The 22,249-nt window shown below is 73.0% G+C and carries 17 protein-coding genes, 1 tRNA gene and 1 pseudogene; 10 read left to right on the top strand and 9 right to left on the bottom strand.

The window, feature by feature from the left end; all coding sequences use genetic code 11:
• Nucleotides 1-50 precede the first annotated feature (50 nt).
• Both ABEA77_RS11285 and ABEA77_RS11280 read left to right on the top strand, forming a co-directional pair.
• Nucleotides 51-1,439 carry an NAD(P)/FAD-dependent oxidoreductase gene (locus ABEA77_RS11285; protein WP_345644816.1) on the top strand — a complete coding sequence of 463 codons (1,389 nt, stop codon included), beginning with the start codon at nucleotides 51-53 and terminating at the stop codon, nucleotides 1,437-1,439.
• A gap of 325 nt (nucleotides 1,440-1,764) precedes the next feature.
• On the top strand, nucleotides 1,765-3,057 hold the full coding sequence (locus ABEA77_RS11280) for a class I SAM-dependent methyltransferase (protein ID WP_345644888.1): 1,293 nt from the start codon (nucleotides 1,765-1,767) through the stop codon (nucleotides 3,055-3,057).
• A gap of 53 nt (nucleotides 3,058-3,110) precedes the next feature.
• Here the strand turns inward: ABEA77_RS11280 and ABEA77_RS11275 are convergent, their stop codons facing one another.
• Both ABEA77_RS11275 and ABEA77_RS11270 read right to left on the bottom strand, forming a co-directional pair.
• On the bottom strand, nucleotides 3,111-5,645 hold the full coding sequence (locus ABEA77_RS11275; protein ID WP_345644814.1) for an ABC transporter permease: 2,535 nt from the start codon (nucleotides 5,643-5,645) through the stop codon (nucleotides 3,111-3,113).
• Nucleotides 5,646-5,706: 61 nt separating this feature from the next.
• Nucleotides 5,707-6,477 carry an ABC transporter ATP-binding protein gene (locus ABEA77_RS11270; RefSeq protein ID WP_345644811.1) on the bottom strand — a complete coding sequence of 257 codons (771 nt, stop codon included), beginning with the start codon at nucleotides 6,475-6,477 and terminating at the stop codon, nucleotides 5,707-5,709.
• Between the two features lie 875 nt (nucleotides 6,478-7,352).
• On the opposite strand from ABEA77_RS11270, the gene ABEA77_RS11265 reads away from it, so the two are divergent.
• Nucleotides 7,353-7,439: transfer RNA gene (locus ABEA77_RS11265), tRNA-Leu, on the top strand.
• 30 nt (nucleotides 7,440-7,469) lie between these two features.
• Here the strand turns inward: ABEA77_RS11265 and ABEA77_RS11260 are convergent.
• The gene (locus ABEA77_RS11260) at nucleotides 7,470-8,009 is read right to left on the bottom strand and encodes an aldo/keto reductase (protein ID WP_345644809.1); all 540 of its coding nucleotides are present in this window, start codon (nucleotides 8,007-8,009) and stop codon (nucleotides 7,470-7,472) included.
• A 191-nt stretch (nucleotides 8,010-8,200) separates the two neighbouring features.
• Nucleotides 8,201-9,094 carry a helix-turn-helix transcriptional regulator gene (locus ABEA77_RS11255; RefSeq protein ID WP_345644807.1) on the bottom strand — a complete coding sequence of 298 codons (894 nt, stop codon included), beginning with the start codon at nucleotides 9,092-9,094 and terminating at the stop codon, nucleotides 8,201-8,203.
• A gap of 191 nt (nucleotides 9,095-9,285) precedes the next feature.
• Here ABEA77_RS11255 and ABEA77_RS11250 point away from each other — a divergent pair, with 191 nt between their 5' ends.
• Nucleotides 9,286-10,059: an SAM-dependent methyltransferase gene (locus ABEA77_RS11250; protein WP_345644805.1), complete on the top strand. Its 774-nt coding sequence runs from the start codon at nucleotides 9,286-9,288 to the stop codon at nucleotides 10,057-10,059.
• A gap of 730 nt (nucleotides 10,060-10,789) precedes the next feature.
• Complete coding sequence (locus ABEA77_RS11245) at nucleotides 10,790-11,650, top strand: Bax inhibitor-1/YccA family protein (protein WP_345644802.1); 861 nt, start codon at nucleotides 10,790-10,792, stop codon at nucleotides 11,648-11,650.
• A gap of 125 nt (nucleotides 11,651-11,775) precedes the next feature.
• On the opposite strand, the gene ABEA77_RS11240 is transcribed toward ABEA77_RS11245, so the two are convergent.
• Nucleotides 11,776-12,006, bottom strand: coding sequence for a DUF4287 domain-containing protein (locus tag ABEA77_RS11240; protein WP_345644799.1), 231 nt, complete (start codon nucleotides 12,004-12,006; stop codon nucleotides 11,776-11,778).
• Nucleotides 12,007-12,155: 149 nt separating this feature from the next.
• Between ABEA77_RS11240 and ABEA77_RS11235 the strand changes: the two genes are divergently transcribed.
• Nucleotides 12,156-12,476: a hypothetical protein gene (locus ABEA77_RS11235; protein ID WP_345644796.1), complete on the top strand. Its 321-nt coding sequence runs from the start codon at nucleotides 12,156-12,158 to the stop codon at nucleotides 12,474-12,476.
• 38 nt (nucleotides 12,477-12,514) lie between these two features.
• On the opposite strand, the gene ABEA77_RS11230 is transcribed toward ABEA77_RS11235, so the two are convergent.
• The 3 genes from ABEA77_RS11230 to ABEA77_RS11220 form a co-directional block, all read right to left on the bottom strand.
• Entirely contained in the window at nucleotides 12,515-13,582 is a 1,068-nt protein-coding gene (locus tag ABEA77_RS11230) for a hypothetical protein (RefSeq protein WP_425588257.1), read from the bottom strand.
• A 370-nt stretch (nucleotides 13,583-13,952) separates the two neighbouring features.
• Complete coding sequence (locus tag ABEA77_RS11225) at nucleotides 13,953-15,173, bottom strand: acetyl-CoA C-acetyltransferase (RefSeq protein ID WP_345644791.1); 1,221 nt, start codon at nucleotides 15,171-15,173, stop codon at nucleotides 13,953-13,955.
• Nucleotides 15,174-15,488: 315 nt separating this feature from the next.
• The gene (locus tag ABEA77_RS11220) at nucleotides 15,489-16,475 is read right to left on the bottom strand and encodes an SGNH/GDSL hydrolase family protein (RefSeq protein ID WP_345644885.1); all 987 of its coding nucleotides are present in this window, start codon (nucleotides 16,473-16,475) and stop codon (nucleotides 15,489-15,491) included.
• Nucleotides 16,476-16,715: 240 nt separating this feature from the next.
• Here ABEA77_RS11220 and ABEA77_RS11215 point away from each other — a divergent pair, with 240 nt between their 5' ends.
• On the top strand, nucleotides 16,716-18,128 hold the full coding sequence (locus ABEA77_RS11215) for a cystathionine beta-synthase (protein WP_345644789.1): 1,413 nt from the start codon (nucleotides 16,716-16,718) through the stop codon (nucleotides 18,126-18,128).
• On the opposite strand, the gene ABEA77_RS11210 is transcribed toward ABEA77_RS11215, so the two are convergent.
• Nucleotides 18,082-18,642: a polysaccharide deacetylase family protein gene (locus ABEA77_RS11210; protein ID WP_345644883.1), complete on the bottom strand. Its 561-nt coding sequence runs from the start codon at nucleotides 18,640-18,642 to the stop codon at nucleotides 18,082-18,084. The two genes, ABEA77_RS11215 and ABEA77_RS11210, sit on opposite strands and share 47 nt — an antisense overlap.
• Before the next feature lie 561 nt (nucleotides 18,643-19,203).
• Here ABEA77_RS11210 and ABEA77_RS11205 point away from each other — a divergent pair.
• From ABEA77_RS11205 to ABEA77_RS11195, 3 genes and pseudogenes are all read left to right on the top strand, one after another.
• Nucleotides 19,204-19,613, top strand: a pseudogene (locus ABEA77_RS11205) (hypothetical protein); the annotation flags it as partial.
• Between the two features lie 492 nt (nucleotides 19,614-20,105).
• Complete coding sequence (locus tag ABEA77_RS11200) at nucleotides 20,106-20,573, top strand: hypothetical protein (protein ID WP_345644786.1); 468 nt, start codon at nucleotides 20,106-20,108, stop codon at nucleotides 20,571-20,573.
• 543 nt (nucleotides 20,574-21,116) lie between these two features.
• Nucleotides 21,117-22,229 (top strand): winged helix DNA-binding domain-containing protein, encoded by a 1,113-nt coding sequence (locus ABEA77_RS11195; protein WP_345644783.1) that lies wholly within the window; start codon nucleotides 21,117-21,119, stop codon nucleotides 22,227-22,229.
• Nucleotides 22,230-22,249 lie beyond the last annotated feature (20 nt).

Genomic DNA, 22,249 nt, shown 5'->3' with positions numbered 1-22,249 from the left:
GTGAAGGGGCTCACGAGTGCCCCCCTGGGGGCAGGTGGATACTCGATGCCATGAGCACCACGGAGCGTCCCAGGATCCTCGTTGTAGGCGGTGGGTACGTTGGCTTGTACGCGGCTCGTCGCATTCTGAAGAAGATGCGCTACGGGGAGGCGACCGTCACGGTCGTGGACCCGCGCTCGTACATGACGTACCAGCCCTTTCTTCCCGAAGCCGCGGCCGGGAACATCTCGCCTCGGCACGTCGTCGTCCCGCTGCGACGCGTGCTGCCCAAGGCTGAGGTACTGACAGGCCGCGTCACCACCATCGACCAGGACCGCAAGGTCGCCACGGTCGCGCCGCTCGTCGGCGAGGCCTACGAGCTGCCCTTCGACTACCTGGTGATCGCGCTCGGCGCCGTCTCCCGCACCTTCCCGATCCCCGGCCTCGCCGAGCAGGGCATCGGCATGAAGGGCATCGAGGAGGCCATCGGCCTGCGCAACCACGTGCTCGAACAGCTCGACAAGGCCGACTCCACGACCGACGAGGAGATCCGCCGCAAGGCGCTCACCTTCGTCTTCGTCGGCGGCGGCTTCGCCGGTGCCGAGACGGTCGGCGAGGTGGAGGACATGGCCCGCGACGCGGCCAAGTACTACACCAACGTCAAGCGCGAGGACATGCGCTTCATCCTCGTCGACGTCGCCGACAAGATCCTCCCCGAGGTCGGCCCGAAGCTGGGCGCCTGGGGCAAGGAGCACCTGGAGAGCCGGGGCGTCGAGGTCTACCTCAAGACCGGCATGGACTCCTGCGTCGACGGCCACGTGGTCCTCAACAACGGCCTTGAGGTCGACGCGAGCACCATCGTGTGGACCGCGGGCGTCAAGCCCAACCCGGCGCTGGCCCGCTACGGCCTGCCGCTCGGCCCCCGCGGCCACGTCGACACCGCCGCCACGCTCCAGGTGCAGGGCACCGACTACATCTGGGCCGCGGGCGACAACGCCCAGGTGCCCGACATGGTCGGCCGCAAGGCGGGCAACCCCAACGCCTGGTGCCCGCCCAACGCCCAGCACGCGCTGCGCCAGGCGAAGGTCCTCGGCGACAACGTCGTCTCCGGCATGCGGGGCTTCCCGCAGCGGGAGTACAGCCACGCCAACAAGGGCGCGGTCGCCGGCCTCGGCCTGCACAAGGGCGTCGCGATGATCGTCCTCGGCAAGACCAAGATCAAGCTGCGCGGCCGGCTCGCCTGGTACATGCACCGCGGCTACCACGGCATGGCGATGCCGACGTTCAACCGCAAGATCCGGGTCGTCGCCGACTGGACCCTCGGCATGTTCCTCAAGCGCGAGGTCGTGTCCCTCGGCGCCGTGGAGACACCGCGCGAGGAGTTCTACGAGGCCGCGAAGCCGGCCCCGAAGCCCGCCGCCGCGGCCCCCGCCGAGCCCGAGGCGGCCAAGGCCGGCTGACCCGCCCCGTCCGGGCGCGGCCCCCGCAGGGGCGCACCGGACCGAGGGTCCTCAGGCCGGCTCAAGGACGCGCCGGAAACCGCTCGAAGACCGAGAAGGCCGCCCGCCATCCGTGGTGCGGGCGGCCTTCTCATGTCCGCACGCGGCCGGCTCCGGGTAGCGTCACGTCCGTACGGGAGCGGGGACGGGGCCCGACGCGGCGGCAAGGTGAGTGGTAGGGGCAGCTATTTTGCCGTCCCATTGCCCGCCGCGGGGATCGCAAGGGGGTCCGCGCGGTGTTTACGTGGTGTTGAAGAACCGGGACCTGAACACGGAGGTGTGCGCCATGGCCGACGCCGCGTCGCGGCTGTCCGCTCTGACCGAGGAGCTGATCGGGGCGCCGCCGCCGGTGCGCATCCGAGCCTGGGACGGCAGCACCGCGGGCCCCGCGCAGGGCCCCACCGTGGTGATCCGCAACCGCCGTGCCCTGCGCCGTGTGATGTGGAAACCGGGCGAGTTGGGCCTCGCGCGCGCCTGGGTGGCGGGCGACATCGACGTCGAGGGCGACCTCTACGAGGTGCTCGACAGGCTCTCCTCGTACATCTGGGAGCGCACCGACGCGCAGCGGCACGGGCTTTCCGTGCTCGACCCGAGGCTGCGCGCGGCCGCCAAGGCGTTCCTGCGGCTCGCTGGGCCGCTGCCGCCGCCCCCGCCGCCGCCCGAGGAGGTGCGGGGCCGCTCGGGCACCACGCACACCAAGCGCCGCGACAAGCAGGCCATCAGCCACCACTACGACGTCGGCAACGACTTCTACGAGATGGTCCTCGGCCCCTCGATGGTCTACTCGTGCGCCTACTGGGACGACGCGCCCGGCTTCACGCTGGAGGAAGCGCAGCGCGACAAGCTCGACCTGGTGTGCCGCAAGCTCGGCCTCGCCGAGGGCGACCGACTGCTCGACGTGGGCTGCGGCTGGGGCTCCATGGCGCTGCACGCCGCCCGCGAGTACGGCGCCCGCGTCACCGGCGTCACCCTCTCGCGGGAGCAGGCGCTCTACGCCCGCAAGCGCGTCGCCGACGCCGGTCTCACGGACCGCGTCGACATCCGCGTCCAGGACTACCGGGACGTCAAGGACGGCCCGTACGACGCGATTTCGTCGATCGGCATGGCGGAGCACGTCGGCTCCGTACGGTTCAGGGAGTACGCGGACGACCTGTACGCCCTGCTGAGGCCCGGCGGGCGGCTGCTCAACCACCAGATCGCGCGCAGGCCGCTGGCGCACGACGAGGCGTACGAGATCGACGCGTTCATCGACGCGTACGTCTTCCCCGACGGGGAGCTCGCGCCCGTCGGGCGGACCCTCGCCACGCTGGAGGAGGCCGGCTTCGAGGCGCGGGACGTGCAGTCCATCCGCGAGCACTACGCGCTCACGCTGCGCCGCTGGGTGGCGAACCTGGAGGCGCGCTGGAAGGACGCGGTGCGCGTCACCTCGCCCGGCCGCGCCCGCGTGTGGCGGCTCTACATGGCCGCGTCCGCGCTGTCCTTCGAGCGCAACAAGATCGGCGTCAACCAGATCCTCGCGGTCAAGACGCCCGAGACCGGTGCCTCCGGCCTGCCCGGGCGCACGCTCAACTGGCGCTAGACGACGGCGCGTGCGGGCCCCGGAGGCGATCCTCCGGGACCCGCGGCCGTGCGCTACTCCGTCTTGACGGCGGTCAGCATGTCGAGCCTGGCAGCGCCGCGCGCGGGCCACAGCGCCGCGAGGACGCCGACCACCGCGGACAGGCCGAGGAAGACGAGGATCCGGCCCCACGGGACGATCAGCCGGTAGTCGGGCAGGGAGCCCTTCAGCGTCTCGCCGACCGCCCAGCCGAGGAACAGGCCGAGCACGATCCCGAGCACCGCGCCGAACAGCGAGATCACCACCGCCTCCACCCGGATCATCCGCTTGACCCGGCGCCTGTCGAGGCCGACCGCCCGCAGCATGCCGATCTCCTGCTGCCGCTCGAAGACCGACATGGCGAGCGTGTTGACCACCCCGAGCACCGCGATCACCAACGCCATCGCGAGCAGCGCGTACAGGACGCCGAGCGCCGTGTTGACGGAGCCGCCGTACTCGGCGCGCACGTCGGCCCTGTCCTGCACCTTGAAGGCGGGGCTGTCGCCGAGGGCGTGCACGACCGCGCGCTCGTGGGCCGCGCTGCCGCCGCCCGCCGTCCTGACCCACACGTCCGGCACGTACGGCTCCGGCTCGTGCCCCGCGACGACGGCTGTGGAGACCACGAGCGGGGAGAGGAAGGAGTTGGCGCGGTACGTCGCGCCGAGGCGCAGCGTGCCCCTCCCGCCGTCCTGGTAGGTCACGCGCAGACTCTGCCCGACGTGCCAGCCGTTGGACTTCGCGGTGTCCTCGGCGACGGCGAGGCCGCCGTGCGCGAGGGTGTCGAGCGACCCGTCCACGACGTCCATCGTCAGGACCCGCTGCACGTCGCCCGGGGCGACCGCGGAGGCGGCGTGGTACTCGCCGTCGACCCGGAGGTCCGCGGCCTGCTGCGGGGAGACCGCGGTCACGCCGGGCGTGCGGGCCAGCTCGGTGGCGACGGACGGGCTCAGACTGTCGCCCGAAGCCATCGTGACCAGGTAGTCGGCGCCCATGCTGTCCGTGGTCATCCGGTCGACCGCGCCGCCGAGCGTCACGCCGATCACGGTGAGCCCGGTGACCAGGGTCAGGCCGATCGCGAGGGCGGAGGCGGTGGCGCCGGTGCGGCGCGGGTTGCGCACCGCGTTGCGGCTCGCCAGCATGCCGGGGGTGCCGAACAGGCCGCGCAGCAGCGGCCGTACGAGCGCGACCGAGGGCCGCGAGAGCAGCGGGATCAGCACGATCACGCCGATCAGCAGCAGGAACGCGCCCCCGCCGATGAGCGTCCTGCCGTCGCTGCCGCCCGCCGAGGCACCGCCCGCGACGGCGACCGCGCCGAGCGCGCAGAGCGCTGCGCCGCAGCAGTTGCGCACGACGAGGGAGCGGGTGGGCGCGGGGAGGTGGGCGCTGCCCATCGCCGCGACCGGCGGGATCTTCGCCGCGCGGCGGGACGGCAGCCACGCGGCGACCAGCGTGACCAGCACCCCCACGGCGAAGGCGGCGGCCACCGAGTCGGCGCCCACCACCAGCGGGCCCGCGGGCACCCGTGCGCCGAAGGAGCCCGTCACGGAGCGCAGGGCGGCGGCGAGGCCGAGGCCGAGCCCGTACCCGATCACCGAGGCGAAGACACCGACGACGCCGGCCTCCGCGAGGACCGACCTGCGCACCTGCCGCCGGGACGCGCCGACCGCGCGCATCAGCGCGAGCTCCCTGGTGCGCTGGGCGACGAGCATCGTGAACGTGTTGGAGATCAGGAAGATCCCGACGAAGAGGGCGACGCCCGCGAAGGCCAGCAGCATCTGGTTGAGCGAGGACAGCGCGCGGGCCGCGGCCCGCGCGTCCTCGTCGGCGAGCGCCCTGCCGGTCTGCGCGGTCGCGCCCTTCGGCAGCAGGGGTTTCACCGCGGCGAGCACGGCGCTGTCCGGGGTCCCGGGGCGGGCCGTGAGTGAGGCGCTCTCGTACGCGTCCCGGCCGCCGGCCGCGCCGCCCTTCGCCGGCAGGTAGAGGCGCTGCGCCTCGGCCGTGTCGAACAGGACCAGGCTGCCGCCCGCGTCCACCGCGCCGTCGTCGGTGGTGAACACCCCGGCCAGCGTGTAGGTGCGTACGGGCCCGTCGGTGGCGACCCGCACGCGGTCCCCGACGCGGTAGTGCCCGGTGGCCGCCGAGTGCCGGTCGAGGGCGATCTCGTGCGCGGTGCGCGGGCCGTGGCCCTGCCGCAGCCGGTACGCCGGGTCGGTGCCGTGCGCGCCGGGCGCGAAGTTGCCGCCCTGGTGCGACCACTCGGTGCCGATGAGCCCGCCGTCGCGGTCGGCGACCCCGGCGAAGCCGCTGACGCGTCCCGTGGCGCCTGCGACACCGTCAGCGGCGCGCAGCCGGTCGAGGTCGTGCGCGGTCAGCGGGTGCGCGGAGTCGGCGGAGACGGCGACCGCCACACCCGCGTAGTCCTTGGCGGACTGGTGGGCGTAGGCACGCCCGAGGGTGTCGGTGAACACCAGCGTGCCGGAGACGAACGCCACGCCGAGCAGCACGGCGAGCACGGTCATCAGCAGCCGCGCCCTGTGGGCGAGGACATTGCGCAGGGAGGTACGGAACATGGCGGGGTCCAGGGAGAGTCGGGCGGTCGGGTAGGGGGTGCCTGGGTGGTCCTTGCGGTGCCTAGGCGGCCCGGCCGCGGCCGTCGAACGCCTTCATCCGGTCGAGGACGCCGTCCGCGGTCGGCTCGTACATCTCGTCCACGACGCGGCCGTCCGCGAGGAAGACCACGCGGTCCGCGTAGGCGGCGGCCACCGGGTCGTGGGTGACCATCACGACGGTCTGGCCGAAGTCGCGCACCGAGCCGCGCAGGAAGCCGAGGACCTCGGCGCCCGCACGGGAGTCGAGGTTGCCGGTGGGCTCGTCGCCGAAGACGATGTCGGGCCGCGAGGCCAGGGCGCGCGCCACGGCGACGCGCTGCTGCTGGCCGCCGGAGAGCTGCGTCGGCCGGTGCTTGAGGCGGCCCGCGAGGCCCGTCATCGTGACGACCCGCTCCAGCCACTCCGGGTCCGGCCTGCGGCCCGCGATGTCCATGGGGAGCGTGATGTTCTCGATGGCGTTGAGCGTCGGCAGCAGGTTGAACGCCTGGAAGATGAAGCCGATCCGGTCCCTGCGCAACCGCGTGAGCTGCTTGTCCTTGAGGCTGCCGAGTTCGACGTCCCCGATCCGCACCGACCCCTCGCTGAAGGTGTCGAGCCCCGCGACGCAGTGCATCAGCGTGGACTTGCCGGACCCCGAGGGCCCCATGATCGCGGTGAACTCGCCCTGGCGGAAGTCGACGGAGACCCGGTCGAGGGCGACGACGCGCGTGTCGCCCGCCCCGTACACCTTGGAGACTCCGACGGCGCGCGCCGCGGCGACGTCCGTGCGTCCGAGGGGTGGCGACATGGTCATGGCGGGCTCCTGGGGGTGAGGGAGGGGAGGGAACGGCTCCATCGTTCCGTCCCCGCGCCCGCGGATCGTCCGCCTGCGTGTCCGTTCCCGGGGCCGACTCCGGTCGGACGCCCGCCCCCGGGTGTCCCCCTGCGGTATGACGGCGGACGCGGGGCCCGGCGGACGCGGGGCCGGTGCTCAGGCGGGGCCCGCGCTCAGACGGGGCGGGGCCGGGGCCGGGGGCCAGGGGCCTCCCCGGGCCAACCTGCCCGCCGCCGCGGCCCCTTCCGGACCCGGACCGGTAGGACCCACTCCGGATCCCGCCCGGATCGGGTGCCGAGACGAACTTCCGTACGGACCCTTACGTGCCTACGCTGGGTGCAGGCTCCGCACCGTTCCGTCACCACCCCGACATCAGCGGAAGGATCCCCCGTGCCCGCGACCGCCACCCCCCTGCACGACGGCCCCCGCCCCGCCCGCCCGGCGGCGCGGCCCCGGCCGAAGCAGAGCGCCGCGTACGGGTCCCCGTGCGCTCCCCGGTGCGAGCCGCCCCGCCGTGCGGGCCCGCGGGACCCGCCGGCCCGGCCGGTCCCGCCCGCGCCGTGAGGCGGCGCCGCGAGCGGTCCACGGGGGGAGATCGCGCCCGCGCGGCCGTGTCACGTGACGCACGGTGACGCATCCTCAGAGTGACCGGGCGGCGACTTTTCGTCATTCCGGTGCCCACTCCGGACGGCCGACCCGGGCGGGCCGCACGCCTCCGGCATGTGCCCATGGCCTTGCCCCCGTGCTGACGCTCCCTCAGACGCCAATAAAATAAGACAAGATCGGGTTCGCGGCTCGTTGTTGAACTGCCGCATCCCGATAGGCTCGTGAGCCAACGCGGAGCCGCGCGCCACGCCCGGATGGTGGAAAGCAGACACGGCGAGCTTAAACCTCGCTGCCCCTCAGCGGGCGTGCCGGTTCAAGTCCGGCTCCGGGCACCACCTCTCCGTCACCACCCCGGCCCGGCCGCGTCAGCCGGCCCGCGAAGGCCGCTTGTCCGTCCAGTCGATGACGAGGCGTCGGTCGACGAACAGCCGGCGGCCCTCGCGGCGGGCGAAGGTGTCGAGATCGCGGATCGACATCACCAGCAGCGTGCGGGTGCCGTCCTCCGTCCACACGTGGTGCGCGAGGCAGTGGCTCTCGCCGGTGGCCAGGTCCGGGTCCGCCGGGTCGAAGGCGAGGGTGGTCTGCCCGTTGAAGTGCGTGGTGTGGTCGCAGGTTTCGAGGACGCCGAACGACGTGGTGGCGATCTGCACCGCGTCGCGCCTCAGCGGCCCGGTGGCGACGGCCCGGCCGACGAGCACCTCGTTGTGCCCCGTCCCGTACACGTCGGCCGTGTCGAGGAGTGCCACCCCCGCTCCATGGCGCGGTGGATCGTGCCGATGGCGCCCGTCCCAGTCCGTGGGGCCGTACAACGCGCTCATTCCCATGCGGCCGAGGCCCTGCTGCGAGGTTTCGAGTCCGGTGAGGCGCACCCGGCCGAGCCGCCGGGCGCCGGTGTTCTCGCTCATTCTTCCTTCTCCGTTCGCGGACGCGGGCAGTGGAACCCGGGTGGGGAACCCGGGGCGTGGGGGATGCGGGCACGGCGAGGCGCGGCGGCACGCCTGGATGACCGGACGGCCGCCCCGAGGGGTCTGCCGTGCGTGGCGGGACGGTTTTCCCTGCGCGGCGGGACGGCGGTGGGGCGGGAGGGGCGGGAGCCTCAGTCCCCGGCGCGGTGCGCGGGCGCGTCCGCGGCGGGGGAGGGCGCGGCCCAGCTCGCCAGGAGGCGCAGGGCCTCCGCGGAGGCCGAGCCGGGCTCTGCGGTGTAGAGGCCGAGGACCTGCTCGCCGTCGGCCGCGGGCGTCAGGGCCTGGTAGTGGAGGGTGAGTTCGCCGACCACCGGGTGGTGGTAGCGCTTGGTGCCGTGGGCGTGCCGCAGCACCTCGTGCGTGGCCCACCAGCGGCGGAAGTCCTCGTCCCGCAGGGAGAGTTCACCGACGAGCTCGGCGAGCCGCGGGTCGTCGGGGTGGCGGCCCGCGTACAGGTGCAGGCCGGCGACGACGCCGCGCGCCGCGTGCTCCCAGTCCGCGTAGAGGGAGCGGGCGTGCGGGTTGAGGAAGACGTAGCGCGCCATGTTCCGCTCGCGGCTCGGCAGGGCGTCGAAGTCGAGGTAGAGGGCGCGCATCAGGTGGTTGGCCGCCAGGACGTCCTGGCGCCTGCCGGTCACCATGGCGGGCAGGTCCCGCACGCTGTCGAGGACCTGGCCGAGACCCGGCGCGAGTCTCTGCACGGGCAGCGGCCGCGCCCGCACGGGCCGCGGCCTCGCCAGGGCCACCAGGTGCTCGCGCTCCGACTCGTCCAGGCGCAGGGCGCGGGCGACGGCGTCGAGCACCGCCGTGGACACGTGCGGGCTCCGCCCGCGCTCCAGCCGTACGTAGTAGTCGGTGCTGACCCCGGCGAGCGCGGCCACCTCCTCCCTGCGCAGTCCCGGCACCCGCCGCGGCCCGGGCCCCGCGGGGACGCCGGCCTGTTCCGGGGTGATGCGCGCGCGGCGGGAGCGCAGGAAAGCGCGGAGTTCCGCCGGGCCGCCCGCCGGGGAAGGCTGATCGCTCATGCCATCAGCGTAGGTGCGCGAAAGGGGCCGAGAGGGCCCTGAAGGGGACAGGAATCACCTCCTCCGGCGCGGGGTGGCCGCGGTGTCCCGGGCCGTCGGGGACCCGTCGCCCGTGAACCCCCCACCGCCCCCCGGGCACCGGTGGGATGATGTGCTCCACAGGCGCTCGCCGCATCCACAGGAGCCGCTCGATGACCATCGACACCAGCAAGCCCCATCCGGCACGGGTCTACGACTGGCTGCTCGGCGGCAAGGACAACTATCCCGTCGACCGCGAGGTGGCGCGGCGGCTGCCGCCGCACGCGCGGGTGGACGCGCGCACGAACAGGGCGTTCATGCGCAGGGCCGTGGCCTGGCTCGCCGAGTCGGGCGTCGACCAGTTCCTCGACATCGGTACGGGCATCCCGACCGAGCCCAACCTGCACCAGGTCGCGCAGGGCGTGAACCCCGCCTGTCGCGTCGTCTACACGGACAACGACCCCATCGTGCTGCGGCACGCGGAGGCGCTGCTCGTCTCCGCGCCCGGTGGTGCCACGGACTACCTCCAGGCCGACGTGCGGGAGCCGGAGGCCATCCTGGAGTACGCGCGCAAGCTGCTCGACTTCGACCGGCCCATCGCCCTCTCGCTGATCGCGCTGATGCACTTCGTGCCGGACGGCCAGGACCCGTACGGCATCACCCGCACCCTCACCGAGGCGCTCGCGCCCGGCAGCTTCCTCGTGCTGACGCAGGGCACCGGCGACTTCCACCCGGACCTGGCGGCCGAGGTGTCCGGCACCTACCGCTCGGGCGGCATCTCCCTCGCGCTGCGGTCACGCGCCGAGGTGGCCCGCTTCTTCGACGGGCTCGACCTGGTCGAGCCCGGTCTGGTGCGGGCCACCGAGTGGTACAGGACGGGGCCCGCGCCCGAGTCCGCCGACAGCTCCTTCTACGTCGGGGTGGGCCGGGTGCCGGAGGCTCGGTAGACGCCTGACGCAGAGCGCTGCGCGGCGGCGGGGTCCGCCAGGTGGCGGGCCTCCTCCTCCTCGGTGAGCCCGCCGCGGGCCACGGCGGCGGCGCGCGGCGCCAGGTCCACGTCCTTCGCCGTCCGGCCGGCGTCCCCGCGGACGCAGAGGTGCGCGCCGCCTGCCGGCGGCGTCGCGGGCTACGTCGTGGGCCACGTCGAGGACGATGCCGCAGCCGATCCCGCAGGGCGAGCACGCCGTGCGGACCCGCTCGGCCGCCGCGACCGACTCCACCGCCTGGCCCGCCCTGCCCCGCGCGCGGGCCTGGCACCACGGGCCCGCGCCGGCGATCACGGCAGGAAGGGCCGGTTGCGCGCCCGTGCAGGAGAGGGCGCCCGCGCCGTCACGTGTGCCGCACGGCGGCCGCCGTGCGGCACAGGGCGCGGGGCGGCACGCGCAACGGCTCGGACGTCACCGTTTCGTCAGCCCCGTGCGGGCGTGGCCGCGCGGCGGATCGGAGATCATCGCGAAAGGGGCCTGCGCACGGCAGACTGGGTCCCGGCAAGGGGACACGCGAGGAAGTCATCCGAACGGGCAGGGGCGAGGGCGGTCAGGCACGGGCGGACACCGCGGCTATCGCGGTACGACGATGTCACGATCGTGCATGATCCTCCGTGGGGACGAGACGTTTCTCTTTGCCTTCGCATTACCCTTGACGCGAGACCGCGCAGGGCGGTCATGGAGGAGTGAGATGAGGAGCAGCAACCCGGTCTTCTCACGACGGGGCTTCACCCGTGACGCCGGTGCGCGCGCCGGGTACGCGGGATTCAACACGGCGCCCCAGGCCGGGGGCACCGCCGTGGGCACCAACCCGTACGCGACGAACCCGTACGCGGCGGACCCCTACGGGCAGGCCGCCGGCAGGTCCGGCGCCATGACGATGGACGACGTCGTCTCCCGCACGGCACTCACGCTCGGCGCGGTCGTCGTCACGGCCGTCCTGTCGTGGCTGCTGCTGCCGGTGGACGAGGCCAACCTCGGCAGGTCCTACGGCATCGCCGTCGGCGCGGCGCTCGTCGCGCTGGTGCTCGGCCTCGTCCAGTCGTTCAAGCGCAGGCCGACGCCCGCGCTGATCCTGGCGTACGCCGCGTTCGAAGGTGTCTTCCTCGGCGTGCTCAGCAGCGTCGTCAGCACCTACATCGCGTCGGGCGTCGTCATCCAGGCCGTGCTCGGCACGATGGCCGTCTTCGCGGGCACCCTCATCGCCTACCGGATGCGGTGGATCCGGGTCACCGGCCGCTTCTACCGGTTCGTGATGGCCGCGGCGATGGGCTTCCTGATCCTGATGGCCGTCAACCTGCTGTTCTCCGTCTTCACCCACGGGGACGGCCTCGGCTTCCGCAGCGGCGGCCTCGGCATCGCGTTCGGCATCGTCGGCATCCTGCTCGGCGCGTGCTTCCTCGCCCTCGACTTCAAGCAGGTCGAGGACGGCGTCGCCTACGGCGCGCCGCGCGAGGAGTCCTGGCTCGCCGCCTTCGGCCTGACGATGACCCTCGTCTGGATCTACCTGGAGATCCTGCGGGTGCTCTCGATCCTCCAGAACAACAACTGACGCACGGGGCACGGGCCGCGGTGTGACACCGGGGCCATGACACGCGAAGGGGTCCGCGGGCAGCACGCCCGCGGACCCCTTCGCGCGGTGTCCGTCGAGTGCCTGCGGACGCCGCGCCGCGGCGGTCAGAGCAGGCGGCGCGCCGCCCGCCGCAACTCGTGCTCGTGGACGATCGCCTTCGCGTGCCCGTACGAGAGGTCGTGCTCGCCCCTCAGCCAGCTGACCTTCTCCTCGAAGCGGACGAGGGCCGGACCCTCGTCGAGCGTGCGGAGCCATTCCGACACCGGCCTGCCGGTGCGCTGCGGGATGTGGGAGAGCAGATTGCGATGGGTCTCTTCGGAGAAGACAAGGGACATCGGCGCCTCCGGACGCGTCGCGCGTACTGGTGCAGCGGCGGCTGCCGAAGAAGCAGCCGTTAACGACACCGTGCCTGAGGGGCCGCCCGTTGGCAACAGTCCAGAACCCTTTCCCACCGTTCGTGGCAGGGGCGCGTAGGGTCGGGCCCGTGCTCGATACGACACCGCTGACGACGGCCGTCGACCGGTTCACCGACCGGCTGCGCGCCGCCCCGCAGAGCAGGCTCAGACGCGGTCCCGCGGGCGCGGCGCTCGCGCTGGCCAGGGAGCTTTCCGTGCGCGCTCAGCGCCTTGAGGACCCCGCGGCCCAGCCGCGGATCATGCCGGACGCCGGCGTCTTCGTGGTCGCCGACCAGCTCGCCGTCGCGGCGGGCGACCTGGTGGAGGCACTGCGGACGGCCCCGTCCCAGCAGGAGCTGGACGAGGCCGTCAGATCGGTCGCGCGCACCGTCGCGGAGGCGAAGCTGTAGGCGCAGGCGCGCGCCCCCGAGGTGCGGGGCCCTACGCCCTACAACGACGCGATCACCCGGTCCGCGAGGATGTAGACGTGCTCCTCGGCCGCGTCGGCGGAGCCTTCGGCCGCGTCGGCGCCGCAGGAGAACGTCAGGCTGTACGCGCCGGAGACGCCCGAGCCGCCCAGCAGGAACGGATTGCCGCCCTCGCGCAGCGCGCGGGCCAGCCGCTCCGCCGTCTCCCGGTGGCCAGGGGTCATGCACAGCGTCGTGCCGTCGGCGAACATGTACACATCCAGCGTGCCCAGCGGCCCGGGACGTACGTCCGACAGCGGCGTGCGCGCGCCTGCCAGCCGCTTGAGCCTGGCGACCGTGCGCTCGTGGTCGGTGACGACGGGCGTCCTCGTCGGCGTGAAGTCCGGGTGCGAGGGGTGCCTGCGGCGGGCCGCGGCCAGCTCGGGCGAGTCCTCGGGGAACTCGTCCGGACCCGCGGGGGCCACCGGCTCCGCGGTCTCCACCGCGTCCTCCGCGGGGCCCTCGTGCGCGGCGGTCTCCACCCCGGCGAAGTCGTCGAACGCGTCGGCGACCTGGTCGTAGGCGGCGGGGTCGTAGGCGACGGCGCCGTACGGCTCCTCGGCGGGGTGTGCGGGCCCGTGCGGGGACGCCGGGTCGGGCAGGTCGTGCCCGAGGGCCTCAAGGCCCGAGAAGTCGGCCTGGCGGGGCATGAAGAACGCGGCGTCCTCGAAGGAGGGGTCCACCCCGGGGCCGATGAGGCCGCCGAGCACGGACGGGGTGTCCGCCGCGTCGCGGGCCTCCTGCGCGGCCCAGAAGGCACGCGCCTCGGCGAGCTCGCGCTCGCGCTCCTCGGCGAGGGCGTCGGCCACGGCCGCGCGTATCGCCTCCGCGGTGTCCACCGTGGTGCTCGCCGGCCGGGCTGACAGGTCGCCGGCCTCGGCCGCACCCGTCCTGGCCTGCGGTACGGACGCGCCGAACCCGCCGCCGCGGACCTCGGCCAGGTCGCCGCGCAGGGCGGTGACCTCCTTGCGCAGCCCGTGGGCCGCGCGGAGTGCCGCCGCGCCCACGGCGGTCGCGGCGGCCGTGGTCAGCAGCAAGGCAAGAGACATGGCGCTCACTTACTACTCCCCAAACTCATCGATTCCCCCGGTCTTCCTATCTCAGCTTGTCGTGGCGGCGGGGGGAGCGTCAGTGCGTTACGTCATGAAATGGGCGGGTCTTTGGACCCATGGAAATCCGGCAGCCCGCCGCTGACCTGCACAGACGAATCTCCCCCCGGACTTGGTCACAATCCGGGGGGAGATTCCATTACGACGGGAGCGCGGGTTCGCCTACGACGGGAGCGCGGGTTCGCCGCCCGGCTCAGCCCAGCCGCTCTGCGCTCGTGGTCGCGCTGGACTTCGCCACCGCTTCGCTACGGCTCAGCTCAGCCGCGCGCTTCCTTGGTCGCGCTGGACTTCGCCACCGCTTCGCTACGGCTCAGCTCAGCCGCTCGATGACCATGGCCATGCCCTGGCCGCCTCCCACGCACATCGTTTCGAGGCCGAACTGCTTGTCGTGGAACTGGAGGCTGTTGATCAGCGTGCCCGTGATGCGGGCGCCGGTCATGCCGAAGGGGTGGCCGACCGCGATCGCGCCGCCGTTCACGTTCAGCTTCTCCAGCGGGATCTCCAGCTCCCGGTACGAGGGGATCACCTGTGCCGCGAACGCCTCGTTGATCTCGACGAGGTCGATGTCGTCCATGGTGAGCCCCGCGCGCCGCAGCGCCTGCCGGGACGCCTCGACCGGGCCGAGGCCCATGATCTCGGGCGAGAGACCTGTCACCCCGGTGGAGACGATCCGGGCGAGCGGCGTGAGGCCCAGCTCGCGCGCCTTCGTGTCCGACATGATCACCAGCGCCGCGGCGCCGTCGTTGAGCGGGCAGCAGTTGCCCGCCGTGACGCGGCCGTCCGGCCGGAACACCGGCTTGAGGCCGGAGACGCCCTCCAGCGTGACGCCCGCGCGCGGCCCGTCGTCCTTGGCGACGACCGTGCCGTCGGGCAGCGTGACGGGCGTGATCTCGCGCTCCCAGAAGCCGTTCTTGAGGGCCTCCTCCGCGAGGTTCTGCGACCTGACGCCGAACTCGTCCATCTCCTCGCGCGTCACGCCCTTCCACCGCGCGAGGTTCTCCGCGGTCTGCCCCATCGCGATGTACGGGTCGGGCAGCAGCTCGTCCTCGCGCGGGTCGTGCCAGTCGGCACCGACGGACTGGGCGACCTCGGCCGTGCGCGCCTCCGCGCTCGCGAAGAGGGGGTTGTGGGTGTCCGGCATCCCGTCGCTCGTGCCCTTCACGGAGCGCGACACCATCTCGACGCCCGCCGAGATGAAGACGTCGCCCTCGCCCGCCCTGATGGCGTGCAGCGCCATCCGTGAGGTCTGGAGCGAGGACGAGCAGTAGCGGGTGATCGTGCAGCCCGGCAGGTGGTCCATCCCCATCTGCACGGCCACGATGCGCGCCAGGTTGTGGCCCTGCTCGCCGCCGGGGAGCCCGCAGCCGAGCATCAGGTCGTCGATCTCGCGCGGGTCGAGCCCGGGGACCTTGTCGAGCGCGGTCCTGATGACCGTGGCGGTCAGGTCGTCGGGCCGCAGGTCCTTCAGCGACCCCTTGAAGGCCCGCCCGATGGGGGAGCGGGCGGCTGAGACGATCACGGCTTCTGGCATCGGGCGCTCCTGGGGGCGGGATGGTCGACGGCTCTGTCCACCTTCATCCTAAGCGGTCGCTCAGGCGGACGGAGGTCTGGTCCCCGCGCCCCGGGCCCCCGAAACCGCGTCCCGCGCGGGGGGCGGCGTGAGATGCCCCACGCCGCCGTCCCCCGCCCGTCCCGCGCCCCCACGGAGCGGTGCCTTCCGCACGGCGCCTGCGCTCCGTGTGGCCCGGCCGTCTGTGCGGCGGGGTGGTGGGGCGGCAGACGCGACCGGAGCGGCGGGACGGTACGGCGGCGGGCCCGGCCCGTAACGCGTGAGGGGTGTCCGCGGTCAGGTGTCCTGGTGGGCCTCGCGCGGCGCGGGTTCCTGCTGGGTGACGACATGGCGCCTGCGGCGGTGCTTGAGCAGCGCCCACGGCGCCCGCGCCCCGGTGACCTCGGTGCCGCCGCGCGCCGCGGCCTCGGACGCGGCCTTCGCGACGGGCAGCATGCCCTCGTCGCGCAGCACGTCGAGCCGGTCCGTCTCGGGCCACAGGCCGAGCGCCGCGCACACCGTCGGCAGCACCGCCATCGACGCCGTCGCGTACCCGTCGACCGACGGGTGGTAGTGGTCGGGCCCGAACATCTCGCTCGGGTGCGCCTCGAACTCGGGCCCCAGCAGGTCGCCGAGCGACACCGTGCGGCCGCCCTGCTCGACCGTGACGATGGTCTGCGCCGCGGCGAGCTGGCGGCTCGTGCGGCGCGCGAGCCAGCGCAGCGGCTGGTACACCGGCTCGACCGTGCCGAGATCGGGGCAGGTCGCGACGACCACCTCGGCGCCGGCCGTGCGCAGCCTGCGCACCGCGTCCTTCAAGTACCGCACCGAATGGGTCGGCGCCATCCGGTGCGTCACGTCGTTCGCCCCGATCATGATCACGCACACGTCGGGCAGCCGCGACGGATCGGACAGCATCAGCGTGACCTGGCGGTCCAGGTCGTTGGAGCGGGCGCCAGGCAGCGCCACGTTCACCAGATCCACGGGCCGCTCCGCCACCGCGGCGAGCCCCGACGCGAGCAGCGCCCCCGGCGTCTGGCCGACCCGCCGCACCCCCTGCCCGGCCGCGAGCGAGTCGCCGATCACGCCGAGACGCAGCGCGTCCGCCTCCCCGTAGGCGAGCCCGTACCAGCCGTTCCCGTTGGCGGGGACGGGCGCGTCCGGAATGCCCACCCGCCGCTTCGCGAGCTGGACCTCCGCAAGCAGCACGCCCACCCCTGCCGCGCCGATCAGGCCGATGCCTCCGCCACCGAAAGCCGCACCCGTCGCGATCCGCCGCGCCACCCTCGCTCTCGACACCGTCCGAGCCCCTTCCTCCCACACGCACCCATGTACAAGGCATATCTGCCCGCCGGAGACTCCGGCACCAACGACATCAACGGACTGATCGCGGCCCGTATGCCTGACCCGGCCCCGTTGCCCGCCTACGCTGCCGTGGCTGGGCCCGTGAGCAGGCCGTGCCTAGGCTGTCGGGACCAACACGGAGATCCCGATGGCGGCCCTGGACACAACCGGAGACATACGGTGCAATTCCACGATTCGATGATCAGTCTCGTCGGCAATACCCCGCTGGTGAAGCTGCGCAGCGTGACCTCGGGCATCCAGGCGACGGTCCTGGCCAAGGTCGAGTACTTCAACCCCGGCGGCTCCGTCAAGGACCGCATCGCCCTGCGCATGATCGAGGCGGCCGAGCGCAGCGGCGAACTGCGCCCCGGCGGCACGATCGTGGAGCCGACGAGCGGCAACACCGGCGTCGGCCTCGCCATCGTGGCCCAGCAGAAGGGCTACAAGTGCGTCTTCGTCTGCCCCGACAAGGTCTCCACCGACAAGATCAACGTCCTGCGGGCCTACGGCGCCGAGGTGGTGGTCTGCCCGACCGCGGTCGACCCCGACCACCCCGACTCGTACTACAACGTGTCCGACCGGCTGGTGCGGGAGATCCCCGACGCCTGGAAGCCCGACCAGTACAGCAACCCGAACAACCCGCTCTCCCACTACGAGACCACCGGGCCCGAGCTGTGGGAGCAGACCGACGGCCGCATCACCCACTTCGTGGCGGGCATCGGCACCGGCGGCACGGTCTCGGGCACCGGCCGCTACCTCAAGGAGGTCAGCGCCGACCGGGCCTCGGGCCCCGTGCGGATCGTCGGCGCTGACCCCGAGGGCTCCGTCTACTCCGGCGGCTCGGGCCGCCCCTACCTGGTCGAGGGCGTCGGCGAGGACTTCTGGCCGACCGCGTACGACCGCACGGTGACGGACGAGATCGTCGCCGTCTCCGACAAGGACTCCTTCCAGATGACGCGCCGCCTCGCCAAGGAGGAGGGGCTGCTCGTCGGAGGCTCCTGCGGCATGGCGGTCGCCGCGGCGCTGAAGGTCGCGCAGGGGCTCGGCCCCGACGACGTGGTGGTCGTGCTGCTGCCCGACAGCGGACGCGGCTACCTCAGCAAGATCTTCAACGACGAGTGGATGAACGACTACGGCTTCCTTGAGCACACCGGCGGCGCCGCCACCGTCGGCGACGTGCTGCGCCACAAGGAGGGCGCCATCCCCACGCTCGTCCACATGCACCCGGACGAGACGGTCGGCCAGGCCATCGAGGTGCTGCGGGAGTACGGCGTCTCGCAGATGCCGATCGTGAAGCCGGGCGCCGGGCACCCCGACGTGATGGCGGCCGAGGTCGTCGGCTCGGTCGTGGAGCGCGAGCTCCTCGACGCGCTGTTCGCCGAGCGCGCCACCCTGGCCGACCCGCTGGAGAAGCACATGTCGGCGCCGCTGCCGCAGGTCGGCTCGGGCGAGCCGGTGGCCGACCTGATGGCGGTGCTCGGCGGCAGCGGCCGCGAGGGCGCCGACGCGGCGATCGTCCTGGTGGAGGGCAAGCCGACCGGCGTCGTCAGCAGGCAGGACCTGCTGGCCTTCCTGTCGTCCGGCGGACGCTGAGACGACGGGCCCGCGCGGGCGCGCTGGTCGCGGGGGCGTACCGGATGCGGGGGTTGCGGGGCGCGGGGCGTGCGGGGTGCGGCTGTGCGCCCCCGTGGCGCCCCGGGGCGCGGATTCGCGCAAGTGGTACGAGGCCGACACGTCCGTGCAGCACGCGCTTAACACGGCACCGGCACTGTAGGACTCGCGCCTGGGAACGAAGGAGCGGCTCCCGGACCTCCCATCGGCGCCCCGGGCACGCGGGTCGGCCCTGACCCGAGCCGTGTCCCCGCGCGGGGACCTGCCGTCGTCCCGCCCCCTGTTGCACGGGGGTGCGGCGGTCCCCGCGCCTTTCCGGGCCCCGGCCCTCCTCCTGGCGCACCAGGTCCGGGTGCTTGAGGACGTGGTTCTTGCCGAGCGTCATGAAGGTGGCGTGCGCGGGGTACTTCGCCAGCGCTTTCAGGACTGCGGGCGTGTAGCGGCTCGGGCCGGCGTCGAAGCTGAGCGCGACGCACTTGGCCTTCCGGCAGTCCACGGCGCCCGGCTCGCCCGCGGCGACCGCGGCGCCGGCCCCGCGCCCCGAGGCGCTGGGCGCCGCCGGTGCGTTGCCGGCGGCGTCCCTGGCCGTTTTCGGGCTGGTCACCGGGTACGAGGCGCCGCAGGCGCCGAGCGCGGGTACGAGGCAGCCCGCGGTCAGGGCACCGGCGAGCAGCCGGAGCGCGGCGGGGCGCGCGGGTATGGGGTGCGTCGGGGCATGGCGTCACTTCCGTGGGTGCGTGACCTCCGCCGCGCGAAGGGGCGGGGCCGGGGCCGTGGCCGCACGCCGCGCGACGATCTACGGACATGGGCATGACGGATGGCCGGAGGAAGGGTCGAGCGGGACCGGTTTTTCCGACCGGCGTGCCGCACCCGTGTCAGCCACCTGGTCGAGGACTATAAGCGTCGTGTATACATGCGGTGTATAGCTGAACCGCCCGCCGTGCGTGCGAGCCCCCGGGCGCGCCCCGCACGGGGTTCACCGGGGGACCCGCACGAGGCGAAGGACGGGGGATGGCGCCCGTGTGCCGCGGGGCCGCGCCGCCTACCGTCCTGGGGCATGGACCCCCGCGACCCGGAGCTCAAGAAGGGACTCGACGCCACCCTTCAGGCCCGCCGAGAGCTCGGCGAGGAGTGCGACTCCGCGCTTGTGGACTCGTTCCTGGAGAAGGCCGGGGAGCGCCTCGGCGCCACGATGGACAGGCGCGTGCGCCGTGAACTGGCCGAGCGGCAGCTCGTCGTGGCACGCGGCGCCTCCCAACCCCGGGCGCACAACGGCTTCGATGAGCGCTACGGCTTCGGGATCGCCTCGCTGGTCCTGTGACCGTCCCCCTGTCCGCGATCGCGGCGGTGAACGCGGGACTGCCCGGCCTCGCGGTCGCCCGGCTGGGGCTCGTCGCCGTGAACGTCGTCCACTCCGCCCGCTTCCCGCCCTGGCGCGGGGCGCGCGGCGGCGGAGCGGCCCGCCGCGCCGGGAGGAGCGGGCGGGCCCGGCAGGCGGTCCGCCCACCCGGTGGGTCCCCCGCTCCATGGGAAAGGCCAGTGGGACTGACAGGGCCGCCCGCGGACGTTGCGGGGGTCACCGGCAGCGCGTGCTGACATGTCGCATCGGGCGTGGGGCCCGTCCGACCCGTCGACAGGCGCATGGTTGCAGGATGAGGAGATCGCCGTGCGAGAGGGCGGGTTTCCGGTCATCTCTTCTGATCTTGACTCATCGACGAGAGCGCACCACACCACAGAAGCGGGCAATCCGGCCGCGCCGCACACTGCGTCGACCTTTTATCCGCTTTGCCATCTGGCTCGCCGTGCCCACTCCATGACAGACTACGATGCTGCATGAGGACAATGAACGCTTCAAAGAGCCTTCACATGAGGGCTCCGACCTGACCTGATGCTCCATCGCAGGGGGGACTCGCCTTACCGGCGAGCGGCGATCGAAGCGCTCACGATTGCGAGTCGTACATGAAATGGACCATTACCGTCGAGGCGTCCGGGGATGACGCCACCGAGACGCCGGCGACGATCACGGCGATCATGCAGAGTGATCCCGACGGGGCACCGCGGATAGTCGAACTGACCGTCCGCGCTGCCCATGGGGGCGGGGTTCCCTCGCGTGCGGCCCGGGACATCGACTTCGAGATGCTGGCTCGGGCGATCAGCGGTGCCACCGCACCCGTGCCCCCACATCCGCAGACGGATTCGGGTGATGGGGGAAGGGCGCCATCGCCCCCACGGGCCGAGACGCGCACCGAGCGCCCCTATCGCAAGATGCCGGACGAAGCCGAGGTGCGAGAGGTCTTCCTCCGGACGGGAAGCGTGGGCAAGGTGGCCCGCCACTACGACGTGCCCAGGTACACCGCGCAGGCGTGGGTGGACAGGCTCCGTCGCATGGGGCATCTGGAAGACCGGAAGCCGCTTTCCTCCCGGTAGGTGCACGGCCGCACCACTGTCGCGGCCAGCGTGGCAGGGCGGCAGTCTTCGGAGGGAGGAGCGGGAGCCGGTGTGGTGTCCGGCCGTCTTCACCCCGGCTGCCCGCCCTGCGGGCGCACGGCTGTACAGAGTGTGTGGCTCCAGGTCGGCCGCATGCTCACCGGCGGATGTCCTACCGCACGCCTGGCCGGCACAGGGGCGACCGGGTGGCTGCGGCACAGGAGAGTCACCCCTGTCTGCACATGACCGCTTCTCCATGCCTTCCCCCCGTGCACTGTCCCCCGACACAGCGTGTACATCCGGACAACTGTCCCGCCCCCAGTCGCTCCGTCCCGGCAGAGGCCGACTTCTGGGGCGTGCGCGGGGTGCCTGGTGTGCGCACCGCCGGACGCAGGATTGTGCTGCCTCCGCCGAGAGTACAGTGAGACAACAGCGGGCGCCAGGTCTCTCCCCTCGTTCTCGCGCTGAAAAAGGCTGTATCGTATGCATGCTCCAGGTCCGATCCTGTTCCGGTCTTGAAGGCGCGCGGCGGAAGGGAACACCGTGGAAGTCACGTGGGATCAGGTACGTGCATGGCGGTTGAAGCGGCAGTTCCTCGAAACGCGGGGCGGGACGGGAGCGGCGGAGGTCGTCGGGAGGCTGTGCGGGGTCCAGGCACAGGTTGCCTCAGCCGCCGAGACGGCACTGGGGACCAGGCAGGCCGAGCCCCGCGGTGACGCGCTCCGCAGAGGACTTGAAGACCGTGTACTGGTGAAGACCTGGGCCATGCGCGGCACACTCCACGCGCTGCGTTCGTCGGAAGTCGCCTCCTATCTGTCACTCATCGCTTCGGCGCGCACCTGGACCAAGCCGGTGTGGCAGCGCTCCTTCGGCGCGACGCCGAAGGAGGTGGCAGCTCTGGCCGAGGCCGTCTCCACGATCCTTGACGGTGCGGTGCTCACGCGGGACGAGCTCGTGACGGCACTGGTGTCCGACGCCCGGTTCAGCGGTATGGAGGAGCAACTCCGCTCGGGATGGGGCGCGTTGCTCAAGCCGCTCGCCTGGCAGGGCGCGTTGTGCTACGGGCCGAGCCAGGGCACCAAGGTCACCTTCACCCGCCCCGCGAGCCTGCTGCCCGACTGGAAGGGCCTGCCCGATCCCGATGAGGCCGCGTCGACGGTGATCGCGTCGTATCTGGGTGCCTACGGCCCGGCGACGCCCGAGGTCTTCGACGCCTGGCTGTCCCGCAACAGCCTGCGGAAGACGGTCCTGCGCGCGTGGTTCGCGGAGATGGGCGACGACCTGACCGAGGTCCGGGTGGAGGGGCACAGCGCCTTCATCCTGTCGGAACACGCCGACGAACTCGCCGACTGCGTCCCCAGCACCTCCGTACGGCTGCTCGGCGCGTTCGACCAGTACGTCCTCGGACCGGGAACCAAGGCCACCGAGATGCTGCCGGCCGAGCACCGCGGCAAGGTGAGCCGGGCCGCCGGGTGGATCTCACCGGTACTCGTGGACGGCGGGCGGATCACCGGTGTGTGGGAGCTGACGGGCGACGAGGTCGTCGTGTCGCTGTTCCCCGACGCCGAGAAGCCCTCCGGCAAGGCGCTGGAGTCGGAGGCGGAGCACCTCGCACGGGTCAGCGGGACGAACGACCTCACGGTGCGCTTCGCCTGATCGCTCTCGTGCGGCGCCGC

The sequence above is a fragment of the Streptomyces tremellae genome (assembly GCF_039540215.1).
Taxonomy (GTDB): domain Bacteria; phylum Actinomycetota; class Actinomycetes; order Streptomycetales; family Streptomycetaceae; genus Streptomyces; species Streptomyces tremellae.
Note: the sequence above shows the minus strand (reverse complement) of the source record. Positions and strands in the feature narration are given on the sequence as shown.

Excerpts from the sequence above, each read along its gene's own strand:
- ABEA77_RS11225 (WP_345644791.1), bottom strand. The coding sequence starts at position 15,173 with ATGCCAGAAGCCGTGATCGTCTCAGCCGCCCGCTCCCCCATCGGGCGG.
- ABEA77_RS11230 (WP_425588257.1), bottom strand. The coding sequence starts at position 13,582 with ATGTCTCTTGCCTTGCTGCTGACCACGGCCGCCGCGACCGCCGTGGGC.
- ABEA77_RS11250 (WP_345644805.1), top strand. The coding sequence starts at position 9,286 with ATGACCATCGACACCAGCAAGCCCCATCCGGCACGGGTCTACGACTGG.
- ABEA77_RS11200 (WP_345644786.1), top strand. The coding sequence starts at position 20,106 with ATGAAATGGACCATTACCGTCGAGGCGTCCGGGGATGACGCCACCGAG.
- ABEA77_RS11270 (WP_345644811.1), bottom strand. The coding sequence starts at position 6,477 with ATGACCATGTCGCCACCCCTCGGACGCACGGACGTCGCCGCGGCGCGC.
- ABEA77_RS11275 (WP_345644814.1), bottom strand. The coding sequence starts at position 5,645 with ATGTTCCGTACCTCCCTGCGCAATGTCCTCGCCCACAGGGCGCGGCTG.
- ABEA77_RS11255 (WP_345644807.1), bottom strand. The coding sequence starts at position 9,094 with ATGAGCGATCAGCCTTCCCCGGCGGGCGGCCCGGCGGAACTCCGCGCT.
- ABEA77_RS11240 (WP_345644799.1), bottom strand. The coding sequence starts at position 12,006 with ATGTCCCTTGTCTTCTCCGAAGAGACCCATCGCAATCTGCTCTCCCAC.
- ABEA77_RS11260 (WP_345644809.1), bottom strand. The coding sequence starts at position 8,009 with ATGAGCGAGAACACCGGCGCCCGGCGGCTCGGCCGGGTGCGCCTCACC.
- ABEA77_RS11280 (WP_345644888.1), top strand. The coding sequence starts at position 1,765 with ATGGCCGACGCCGCGTCGCGGCTGTCCGCTCTGACCGAGGAGCTGATC.
- ABEA77_RS11285 (WP_345644816.1), top strand. The coding sequence starts at position 51 with ATGAGCACCACGGAGCGTCCCAGGATCCTCGTTGTAGGCGGTGGGTAC.
- ABEA77_RS11245 (WP_345644802.1), top strand. The coding sequence starts at position 10,790 with ATGAGGAGCAGCAACCCGGTCTTCTCACGACGGGGCTTCACCCGTGAC.